Raw genomic sequence first — 8,917 nt, forward strand, 5'->3', positions numbered from 1 at the left:
ATCATGACGGTGCAGCAATCTAAAAGACGGCCTTTAAGCCGCTACCTGAAAGACTTTAAACACAGCCAGACGCATTGCGCCCACTGTAACAAGTTACTCGATCGTATCACGCTGGTTCGCCGTGGCGAAATCGTCAATAAGATCGCGATTTCGCGCCTCGACACGTTGATGGACGAAGCAGCATGGCTCGAAGAGCAAAAAGAGTGGGTGGCGCTTTGCCGTTTCTGTGGCGATCTCCACTGCAAAGAGCAAAGCGACTTCTTCGACATTATCGGCTTCAAACAATTCCTGTTTGAACAAACGGAGATGAGCCACGGCACCGTTCGCGAATATGTGGTTCGCCTGCGTCGCCTCGGCCAGCATCTGACCGTAAACAACATTTCCCGCGATCTGCTCAAGACCGGCTATCTGGATGAGAATCTGGAGCCGTGGCTGCCGGCGACCAGCACCAACAACTACCGAATTGCGCTGCGCAAGTACGCGCAATATAAGGTGCAAATGCCGGGAGCGGTGAAGCAGAAAGCCCACGCCGGAACAACTTCTGATATATATTAAAAAAGAATAAGATGTAGCGCAGTCGCCTTTGACGTTGCAGGCGATTTCTCTACACTACGTAAAAATTCCACTATATCGGGGTATTTATGAAATTTGCACTTCTGGGTCGTCAGGCGCTGATGGGTGTTATGGCCGTTGCGCTGGTTGCGGGCATGAGCGTGAAAACGTTCGCCGCAGAAAACCTGCTGAATAAGGTGAAAGAGCGCGGTACGCTGCTGGTTGGGCTGGAAGGGACGTATCCTCCGTTCAGCTTCCAGGGAGATGACGGTAAGCTGACCGGTTTCGAAGTGGAGTTTGCTGAAGAGCTGGCGAAGCACCTCGGCGTGAAAGCGTCCCTGAAACCGACCAAATGGGACGGTATGCTGGCATCGCTGGATTCGAAACGTATTGACGTGGTTATTAACCAGGTCACCATTTCTGACGAGCGTAAGAAGAAGTATGACTTCTCCACCCCGTATACCGTGTCCGGTATTCAGGCGCTGGTGAAAAAAGGCAACGAAGGTGGGATTAAAACGGCCGCGGACCTGAAAGGGAAGAAAGTCGGTGTCGGTCTGGGAACCAACTACGAAGAGTGGCTGCGCCAGAACGTGCAGGGCGTGGATATTCGTACCTATGATGATGACCCGACCAAATACCAGGATCTGCGCGTAGGCCGTATTGACGCCATTCTGGTTGACCGCTTGGCCGCACTGGATCTGGTGAAGAAAACTAACAACACGCTGGCGGTGGCCGGTGATGCGTTCTCTCGTCAGGAATCCGGCATCGCGGTACGTAAAGGCAACGAAGACCTGGTTAAGGCGATCGACTCCGCAATTGCTGACATGCAAAAAGACGGCAGCCTGAAGGCGCTCTCCGAGAAGTGGTTCGGCGCAGACGTCACCAAATAAGTCTTTGACGTAAAAAAAGGCGCTTTTAAAAGCGCCTTTTTTATTTCTTACGCGTCTGCGTGCATAATGAAAAATATCACATTTTGTCTGAGTTACCGGAGAACCCATGCCACTACAGAATTTAACGCGCTTTCCTCGTCTGGAGTTTATCGGCGCGCCAACGCCGCTGGAGTACCTGCCGCGATTTTCTGATTATTTAGGGCGCGATATTTTTATTAAGCGTGACGACGTGACGCCGATGGCAATGGGGGGCAACAAGCTGCGCAAGCTGGAGTTTCTGGTGGCGGACGCCCTGCGCGAAGGGGCGGATACGCTGGTCACTGCCGGGGCGATTCAGTCTAACCACGTTCGTCAGACGGCGGCCGTGGCGGCAAAACTTGGGCTGCATTGCGTGGCATTGCTGGAAAACCCGATTGGCACGCGGGCAGAAAACTATCTGACCAACGGTAACCGCCTGCTGCTGGATCTGTTTAACGTGCAGGTTGAGATGGTTGATGCGTTGACCGACCCCACCGCGCAGCTCGATGAACTGGCGACGCGTCTCGAAGCTCAGGGCTTCCGTCCCTACGTCATCCCCGTCGGCGGTTCGAATGCGCTGGGTGCGCTGGGGTATGTGGAAAGCGCGCTGGAAATTGCGCAGCAGTGCGAGGGGGCGGTTAGCCTCTCCTCGGTGGTGGTCGCGTCCGGCAGTGCGGGCACGCATGCCGGGCTGGCGGTAGGGCTGGAGCAACTGCTGCCGGAGGTGGAGTTGATTGGCGTCACGGTGTCCCGCAGTGTCGCGGATCAGAAGCCCAAAGTGGTGGCTCTGCAACAGGCGCTGGCTGAGCAACTGGATCTGCAGGCAAAGGCCGAGATCCTGCTCTGGGATGATTATTTTGCCCCGGGTTACGGCACGCCTAACGAAGAGGGAATGGAAGCGGTTAAGCTGCTGGCGCGTCTCGAAGGCATACTGCTTGATCCTGTCTATACGGGCAAAGCGATGGCCGGACTGATTGATGGCATTGCGCAGAAACGCTTTAAGGATGAAGGGCCGATTTTATTTGTTCATACCGGCGGGGCGCCTGCGCTGTTTGCCTATCATCCTCATGTCTAAAAATCAGGTCGAAAAATAATAATGCAAGAAAGTATTCAACTGGTTATTGATTCGCTGCCTTATCTGCTGAAAGGCGCGGTATTTACATTACAACTCAGTATTGGCGGGATGTTCTTCGGGCTGGTGCTGGGCTTTGTGCTGGCCTTAATGCGCATGTCGCCCCTCCTGCCGGTACGCTGGCTGGCGCGCTTTTATATCTCCGTATTTCGCGGTACGCCGCTCATCGCCCAGCTCTTCATGATCTACTACGGCTTACCGCAGTTTGGTATCGAGCTGGATCCGATCCCGGCAGCGATGATTGGGCTGTCGCTCAATACCGCGGCGTACACCTCCGAAACCCTGCGTGCGGCTATCTCCTCCATTGATAAAGGGCAGTGGGAGGCCGCGGCCAGTATCGGTATGACCCCCTGGCAGACCCTGCGCCGCGCGATCCTGCCGCAGGCGGCCCGGGTGGCGCTTCCGCCGCTCAGCAACAGCTTCATTAGCCTGGTGAAAGATACTTCACTCGCGGCAACCATTCAGGTGCCGGAGCTGTTCCGTCAGGCGCAGCTGATTACCTCCCGCACGCTTGAAGTTTTCACCATGTATCTGGCCGCCTCGCTGATTTACTGGGTGATGGCGACGGTGCTGTCTGCGCTGCAAAACTACTTCGAAAACCAGCTTAACCGCCAGGAGCGTGATCCAAAATGAGTGCTATCGATGTCAAAAACCTGGTGAAAAAATTCCACGGTCAAACAGTACTTCACGGGATCGATCTGGAAGTCGAGCAGGGCGAAGTGGTGGCGATTATCGGACCGAGCGGGTCAGGAAAGACCACGCTCCTGCGCAGCATTAACCTGCTGGAGCAGCCGGAAGGCGGCACTATCCGGGTCGGGGAGATAACGATTGATACCGGCAAATCCATCAGCCAGCAGAAAGGACTGATTCGTCGCCTGCGCCAGCATGTCGGCTTCGTTTTCCAGAACTTCAATCTTTTCCCGCACCGGACGGTGCTGGAGAACATTATTGAAGGGCCGGTCATTGTAAAAGGTGAACCGAAAGAGGAAGCGACGGCGCGCGCGCGCGAACTGCTCGCCAAAGTTGGCCTGGCGGGTAAAGAGACCAGCTATCCGCGACGCCTCTCGGGGGGACAACAGCAGCGTGTGGCGATAGCGCGCGCGCTGGCTATGCGCCCGGACGTGATCCTGTTTGATGAACCTACCTCGGCGCTCGACCCGGAACTGGTGGGTGAGGTGCTGAACACCATTCGCCAGCTGGCGCAGGAAAAACGGACGATGGTGATCGTGACCCATGAAATGAGCTTTGCACGCGACGTTGCTGACCGTGCCATCTTTATGGACCAGGGACGCATTGTGGAGCAGGGGCCGGCGAAGCGCCTGTTTGCCGATCCGCAGCAGCCGCGAACCCGTCAGTTCCTTGAAAAATTCCTTATGCAGTAGCATTTTCGAACTAATTTGCTCCAGAAATTTACTCTGGGGCAAATTATTCTCCTCCTTCACCTGGTTCGATGTTTTTTTATTCCATCCTGCCTGGATAAACCTTATCAATAGTAAAGTTAATTGTGCTATTGCCGATATTTTGTAGTTAGAAATAAGTTTTATGTGTTAGGTTATATTCACCATAATAATGATTATCTTTTCAGAGGCTTCATTTAGTAAGTATGAAGGATTCAGACTTTTTCACCTGGCGACGGGATTGCTTCCTCCGGTTTCAGGAATTGACCTGTGCCGACGAGGTATATCAGGAACTTCAGCGACAAACGCAGGCGCTGGAATTCGATTATTACGCGCTCTGCGTGCGTCATCCCGTGCCATTTACGCGACCGAAGATCTCGTTGCAAACCACTTATCCGAAACAGTGGATGGCGCAATATCATTCTGCGAACTATTTCGCGATTGATCCGGTTTTAAAGGCGGAGAATTTCATTCAGGGTCATCTCCCCTGGACAGACGCATTATTCGCTGATGCGCAGGAATTATGGCATAGCGCGCAGGACCACGGTTTACGCACGGGAATAACGCAGTGTCTGATGCTGCCTAATCACGCGCTCGGTTTCCTGTCAGTTTCCCGTACTAGTGTGCAGGATGTGCCGTTCAGGCAGGAAGAAATAGAACTGCGGCTGCAGATGCTGGTGCAAATGGCCTTAACCTCTCTGATGCGTTTTGCAGATGGGATGGTGATGCCACCCGAAATGAAATTCAGTAAACGTGAGCGGGAAATTCTGAAATGGACCGCGGAAGGGAAGACGTCAGCAGAAATAGCGATCATTCTCTCTATCTCGGAGAATACCGTTAACTTCCATCAGAAAAATATGCAGAAGAAATTCAACGCGCCGAACAAGACGCAAATCGCGTGCTACGCGGCGGCAACAGGACTGATCTGAGTAGACACTAGGTTCTGCGTGACAGACGAACGAACGGCTGAATGCACTGCACTCAGCCGTTTTTTGTTACTGGCGGTAGGCTTGTTTGATTTGCTTAACGGTGTTCGCAAATACCGCTGATTCAGCCTGGTCTTCCATCTCCGCGATTTGTTTTTCCATTTTAATGATCACACGGCCAGCGTCAGCCTGGCCCATCGCCTGCAGCATCAAGGTCAGCAGTGCTTTCAGGCAGTTTACTTCCTGTGCCAGTTCCTGGTTATTCTCCGCAGTGGCAAATTCATGTGTGCTCATTTATTTTCCTCATTATTAAACGGCGCTAAAGCGCGACGACGAAAGTCAAGGCGGCGGAGTATACCACAAGCTGAAGCAAAAAATGCAGCGGTTGTTTTTCGTACTTTTACGCGGGTGTTTAATTGCGTAAACAGAACGTACCGGTAAACTGAGCCGCTGTTAATGGCGATTAATTGTATATGCCCGGTTCGTTTGTCGTTAATTATTGTTACAAAAATTTGAGAACTGTTTTTTGGCGGCTAAAGCGTGCAGATTTTTCGTAACTTTTTGAATACAGATGCTTAAAAAAAGGCGCAAAAGCCCTGAATGCACGGACTCGCTTTCCAGGGACTGTACAGGCTAATTTCCAAAAACGAGAGCAGAATCCAATAGCTGGTTTTTTAACGTTTTAATCTTGTGAGGAAAACCGTTAATATAAACCAAATTATCACTCAGTAGCGTTATCCCTATTCTGGAGACATTTCCTTTGATCAACGTCCTTCTTGTTGATGACCACGAACTGGTGCGCGCAGGGATACGACGCATTCTTGAAGATATTAAAGGTATTAAAGTTGCCGGCGAGGCGTGCTGCGGCGAAGACGCGGTAAAATGGTGCCGCACAAATTCCGCCGATGTGGTGTTAATGGATATGAACATGCCCGGTATCGGTGGTCTTGAAGCCACACGCAAAATCGCGCGTACCTTTGTTGATACGAAAGTCATCATGCTGACCGTGCATACGGAAAATCCACTGCCTGCGAAAGTAATGCAGGCGGGTGCCGCAGGTTACCTGAGTAAAGGGGCTGCGCCGCAGGAGGTGGTGAATGCCATCCGTTCCGTGTTCGCCGGACAGCGCTACATTGCGTCCGACATCGCTCAGCAGATGGCGCTGAGTCAGATCGAACCTGAGAAAACCGAATCCCCGTTTGCCAGTTTGTCTGAGCGTGAATTGCAGATTATGCTGATGATCACCAAAGGTCAGAAGGTGAATGAGATTTCGGAACAGCTGAATCTCAGCCCGAAAACGGTGAACAGCTATCGTTATCGCATGTTCAGTAAACTGAACATTCATGGTGATGTTGAACTGACGCATCTGGCCATCCGACATGGTTTGTGTAATGCAGAGACGTTGTTAAGTCAGTGAGTGATGTGTTCGATTCAAAAGCATTTCTGAAAACCGTTACCAGCCAGCCTGGCGTCTATCGTATGTATGACGCTGGCGGTACGGTTATCTACGTGGGGAAGGCGAAAGATCTCAAAAAACGCCTCTCCAGCTATTTTCGCAGCAACCTTGCCTCCCGTAAGACCGAAGCGCTGGTCTCACTTATTCATAATATTGATGTTACCGTCACGCACACTGAGACCGAAGCGCTGCTGCTTGAGCACAACTATATTAAGCTCTACCAGCCGCGTTATAACGTGCTGCTGCGTGATGATAAGTCCTACCCGTTCATTTTCCTGAGCGGCGACACCCATCCTCGCCTCGCCATGCACCGCGGTGCAAAACATGCGAAGGGTGAATATTTTGGGCCGTTCCCGAACGGCTATGCCGTGCGTGAAACGCTGGCGCTGCTGCAAAAAATCTTCCCGATCCGCCAGTGTGAAAACAGCGTCTACCGTAACCGCTCGCGGCCATGCCTGCAGTACCAGATTGGGCGCTGCCTTGGGCCCTGCGTGGCCGGGCTGGTGAGCGAAGAAGAGTATGCCCAGCAGGTGGAGTACGTGCGCCTGTTTTTAGCCGGAAAAGACGATCAGGTGTTAACCCAGCTGATTGAACGGATGGAAAAGGCCAGCGCCGCGCTGGAATTCGAAGAGGCCGCGCGCATCCGCGACCAGATCCAGGCGGTACGCAGGGTCACGGAAAAACAGTTTGTCTCCAATAGCGGGGACGATCTCGACGTCATCGGCGTGGCCTTTGACGCCGGAATGGCCTGCGTACACGTTCTCTTTATTCGCCAGGGCAAAGTGCTTGGCAGCCGCAGCTATTTCCCGAAAGTGCCTGGCGGCACCGAACTGGGTGAAGTCGTGGAAACCTTTGTCGGCCAGTTCTATCTGCAGGGGAGCCAGATGCGCACGCTGCCGTCTGAGATCCTGCTTGATTTCAGCCTTGATGATAAAACCCTGCTGGCCGATTCGCTTTCCGAACTTGCCGGCCGTCGGGTCAATGTACAGACCAAACCGCGCGGCGACAGGGCGCGTTATCTGAAGCTGGCGCGCACCAACGCGGCGACGGCACTGACGACGAAATTGTCCCAGCAATCGACGGTAAGCCAGCGTTTAACGGCGCTGGCCACACTGCTGAAGCTGCCGGAAGTGAAGCGTATGGAGTGTTTCGACATCAGCCATACGATGGGTGAACAGACGGTAGCGTCCTGCGTGGTGTTTGATGCCAATGGCCCACTGCGCGCGGAATACCGTCGCTATAACATCACCGGCATTACGCCGGGAGATGACTATGCGGCGATGAATCAGGTGCTGCGCCGTCGGTATGGTAAAGCGATTGAAGAGAGCAAGATCCCGGATGTGATCCTGATTGACGGTGGGAAAGGGCAGCTCGGCCAGGCGAAAGCGGTCTTTGAATCGCTTGATGTCAGCTGGGATAAAAACCATCCGCTGCTGCTGGGTGTGGCAAAAGGGGCCGATCGTAAAGCCGGTCTGGAGACCCTGTTCTTCGAGCCGGAAGGTGAGGGCTTCAGCCTGCCGCCGGACTCCCCGGCGCTGCACGTCATTCAGCATATTCGCGACGAGTCCCACGACCATGCCATCAGCGGTCATCGCAAAAAACGCGCGAAGGTGAAAAATACCAGTACCCTGGAAACGATCGAGGGCGTGGGGCCGAAACGTCGCCAGATGCTGCTGAAATATATGGGCGGATTGCAAGGATTACTCAACGCCAGTATGGAAGAAATTGCAAAAGTGCCGGGTATTTCGCAAGGGCTGGCAGAAAAGATCTACTACTCGTTGAAACATTGAGGGCTCTGTAGCAACATAGAGCTAAATTTTACTGACAACAAATAGTTACCGTCACTATGCAATATAATATCCCTACGTTGCTCACTCTCTTTCGTGTCGTACTCATTCCATTCTTTGTGCTGGCGTTTTACCTGCCGGTTGTCTGGGCGCCTTTCGCCTGCGCACTGATCTTCCTGATTGCGGCGGTTACCGACTGGTTTGATGGCTATCTGGCCCGTCGCTGGAATCAAAGCACCCGTTTCGGTGCCTTCCTCGATCCGGTAGCGGATAAAGTGATGGTGGCTATCGCAATGGTGCTGGTGGCCGAGCACTATCACACCTGGTGGGTAACACTGCCGGCGGCTACCATGATCGGCCGTGAGATCATTATCTCCGCGCTGCGCGAGTGGATGGCGGAACTGGGGAAACGCAGCAGCGTGGCGGTCTCCTGGATCGGTAAAGTGAAAACGACCGCGCAGATGGCGGCGCTGGTCTGGATGCTCTGGCGTCCAAACGCCTGGGTTGAATGGGCGGGCATTGGTCTGCTGTGGGTGGCGGCAGTGCTGACGTTGTGGTCAATGCTGCAATATTTGAACGCCGCGCGTGGGGATTTGCTTGATCAGTGATCGTTTCGCCGTAATTTTCAGCAAACGATCCGGGGATGCAAAAAATAACGTTGACTCATAACGTCATATCAGTAGAATGCAACGCATCGAACGGCGGCACAGCAAGCCGGACGATAATGAAATCAAGTGGTTAGACGTTTACTTGATGACA

The 8,917-nt window shown here is 53.2% G+C and carries 10 protein-coding genes and 1 pseudogene; 9 read left to right on the forward strand and 2 right to left on the reverse strand.

Translation table 11 applies throughout. The features are described from left to right. Positions 1-3 precede the first annotated feature (3 nt). The 6 genes from fliZ to sdiA all read left to right on the forward strand — a co-directional run bounded on the left by fliZ (position 4) and on the right by sdiA (position 4,918). Entirely contained in the window at positions 4-555 is a 552-nt protein-coding gene (fliZ, locus tag C5687_RS20335) for a flagella biosynthesis regulatory protein FliZ (protein ID WP_025759916.1), read from the forward strand. 86 nt (positions 556-641) lie between these two features. Beyond that, entirely contained in the window at positions 642-1,442 is an 801-nt protein-coding gene (gene tcyJ / locus C5687_RS20340) for a cystine ABC transporter substrate-binding protein (RefSeq protein ID WP_059385041.1), read from the forward strand. 106 nt (positions 1,443-1,548) lie between these two features. Further along, positions 1,549-2,535: a D-cysteine desulfhydrase gene (gene dcyD, locus C5687_RS20345; RefSeq protein WP_104557674.1), complete on the forward strand. Its 987-nt coding sequence runs from the start codon at positions 1,549-1,551 to the stop codon at positions 2,533-2,535. Between the two features lie 21 nt (positions 2,536-2,556). After that, on the forward strand, positions 2,557-3,225 hold the full coding sequence (tcyL, locus tag C5687_RS20350; RefSeq protein ID WP_025759914.1) for a cystine ABC transporter permease: 669 nt from the start codon (positions 2,557-2,559) through the stop codon (positions 3,223-3,225). After that, a complete protein-coding gene (gene tcyN, locus C5687_RS20355) occupies positions 3,222-3,974 on the forward strand; it encodes an L-cystine ABC transporter ATP-binding protein TcyN (protein ID WP_045285389.1) in 753 nt (250 codons plus the stop codon). The genes tcyL and tcyN overlap by 4 nt, the downstream gene beginning before the upstream one ends. A 221-nt stretch (positions 3,975-4,195) precedes the next feature. Beyond that, positions 4,196-4,918 carry a quorum-sensing transcriptional regulator SdiA gene (sdiA, locus tag C5687_RS20360; protein WP_025759910.1) on the forward strand — a complete coding sequence of 241 codons (723 nt, stop codon included), beginning with the start codon at positions 4,196-4,198 and terminating at the stop codon, positions 4,916-4,918. 66 nt (positions 4,919-4,984) lie between these two features. Here the strand turns inward: sdiA and C5687_RS20365 are convergent, their stop codons facing one another. Together C5687_RS20365 and C5687_RS25395 are read right to left on the reverse strand one after the other, a co-directional pair. Further along, positions 4,985-5,209, reverse strand: a complete 225-nt coding sequence (locus tag C5687_RS20365) for a DUF2594 family protein (protein ID WP_104557676.1) — start codon at positions 5,207-5,209, stop codon at positions 4,985-4,987. A 25-nt stretch (positions 5,210-5,234) separates the two neighbouring features. After that, positions 5,235-5,303, reverse strand: a pseudogene (locus tag C5687_RS25395) (hypothetical protein); the annotation flags it as partial. 372 nt (positions 5,304-5,675) lie between these two features. On the opposite strand from C5687_RS25395, the gene uvrY reads away from it, so the two are divergent. The 3 genes from uvrY to pgsA are packed head-to-tail and all read left to right on the forward strand — an operon-like array spanning position 5,676 to position 8,766. Continuing rightward, entirely contained in the window at positions 5,676-6,332 is a 657-nt protein-coding gene (uvrY, locus tag C5687_RS20370; protein WP_013096026.1) for a UvrY/SirA/GacA family response regulator transcription factor, read from the forward strand. Next, positions 6,329-8,161, forward strand: coding sequence for an excinuclease ABC subunit UvrC (uvrC, locus tag C5687_RS20375; protein ID WP_059385038.1), 1,833 nt, complete (start codon positions 6,329-6,331; stop codon positions 8,159-8,161). Before uvrY ends, uvrC begins: the two co-directional genes overlap by 4 nt. A gap of 56 nt (positions 8,162-8,217) precedes the next feature. Further along, positions 8,218-8,766 (forward strand): CDP-diacylglycerol--glycerol-3-phosphate 3-phosphatidyltransferase, encoded by a 549-nt coding sequence (gene pgsA / locus C5687_RS20380; protein ID WP_008500348.1) that lies wholly within the window; start codon positions 8,218-8,220, stop codon positions 8,764-8,766. Positions 8,767-8,917 lie beyond the last annotated feature (151 nt).

This window comes from Enterobacter sichuanensis (assembly GCF_002939185.1).
GTDB lineage: Bacteria > Pseudomonadota > Gammaproteobacteria > Enterobacterales > Enterobacteriaceae > Enterobacter > Enterobacter sichuanensis.